The sequence below is a fragment of the Streptomyces sp. 5-10 genome, from assembly GCF_014712245.1.
Classification (GTDB): domain Bacteria; phylum Actinomycetota; class Actinomycetes; order Streptomycetales; family Streptomycetaceae; genus Streptomyces; species Streptomyces violaceusniger.
The window spans coordinates 1-1,017 of sequence record NZ_JACVYG010000201.1; the positions used below are offsets into that span (position 1 = coordinate 1).

At 74.3% G+C, this 1,017-nt stretch carries 1 protein-coding gene; it reads left to right on the forward strand.

Going from position 1 to position 1,017, the window contains the following annotated elements; genetic code table 11:
• The coding region (locus IEJ02_RS47800) for a polyketide synthase dehydratase domain-containing protein (RefSeq protein WP_191070508.1) at nt 1-1,017 on the forward strand (1,017 nt) is incomplete at both ends.

Consider the following 1,017-nt stretch of genomic DNA (forward strand, 5'->3'; position numbering starts at 1 on the left):
CGCTTCCTCGACGGCGTACGGACGCTGGAGGAGCGCAACGTCACGACGTTCGTGGAGCTGGGTCCTGACGGTGTGCTCACCGCCATGGCCCAGGACTGCCTGACCCGCGACGACGCCACCCTTGTGTCCGCGCTGCGCTCCGGCCGCCCGGAGCTCCAGAGCCTGGCCACCGCCGTCGCCGGGGCGCATGTGCACGGTGTCTCGCCGGACTGGGCCGCGGTGTTCGCCGGGACGGACACGGCCCGTACGGACCTGCCGCTCTACCCCTTCCAGCGCGAGACCTACTGGCTCGACACCGGCTACTGGGCGGGCGACATGGCGTCCGCCGGGCTCGGCGTGGCCGACCATCCGCTGCTGGGCGCCGCCGTGGCGCTCGCCGACTCCGACGGCTTCCTCTACACCGGCCGGCTCGCCCTGGACACCCATCCGTGGCTGGCCGATCACGCGGTGGCGGGCTCGGTGCTGCTGCCCGGCACGGCCTTCGTGGAGCTCGCGATACGCGCGGGTGACCAGGTCGGCTGTGATCTGCTGGAGGAGCTGACGCTGGAGGCGCCGCTGGTGCTCCCCGAGGCGGGCGGTGTCCAGCTCCAGCTCTCGTTGGGCGCGCCCGACGGTTCGGGGCGGCGCTCGCTGACGGTGTACTCGCGGTCCGAGGACGCGGCGGTCGACGAGCCGTGGGTGCGGCATGCGTCGGGCGTGCTGGGCTCGGGCGCGCCCACGGCGTCGTTCGACCTGGCGGCGTGGCCCCCGGCGGGGGCGTCGACGCTGCCGGTCGAGGGCCTGTACGAGGGCCTGGCCGAGGCCGGGCTGGCGTACGGCCCGGTGTTCCGGGGACTGACGTCCGCCTGGCGGCTGGGCGATGAGGTCTACGCGGAGCTGGAGCTGCCGCAGGGCGCCAGGTCCGAGGCGGGTGCGTTTGGTCTGCATCCGGCGCTGCTGGATTCCGCGCTGCATGCGGTGGGGTTGGGCGGTCTGATCGAGGGTGGGGGCGAGGGCGGGGCGCGGTTGCCGTTCTCG